The organism is Pseudomonas sp. 3B-A001-10F (genome assembly GCF_056313565.1).
In genome coordinates this window covers 1-212 of record NZ_JBQYFW010000113.1, presented here as the reverse complement: position 1 = coordinate 212, position 212 = coordinate 1, and the positions used below count along the sequence as shown (strand labels likewise).

Genomic DNA, 212 nt, shown 5'->3' with positions numbered 1-212 from the left:
TTCGCGTGGTCAGTGCTCAGGGCCAGAACGTATTCAAGGTGGTCGAAGCACCGACGGGTGAGTTGAACGTCGACACGCTCGGCACCGAAGCCAACGTCCAGGTCAGTTATCCGAGCCTGGCAGCGAAGGACACCGTCGGTGTACGCCTGACCGGTGTGGCGTTGCGTGATGCGCCGATCCAGACCGTGTCCACCGCAGGCACGCTGACCTTC

The 212-nt window shown here is 62.7% G+C and carries 1 protein-coding gene; it reads left to right on the top strand.

Features of this window, described 5'->3' with window-relative positions; translation table 11 throughout:
* A partial coding sequence (locus tag AC0ZWN_RS28980) for a hypothetical protein (RefSeq protein ID WP_476337736.1) occupies nucleotides 1–212 on the top strand: 212 nt, incomplete at both ends.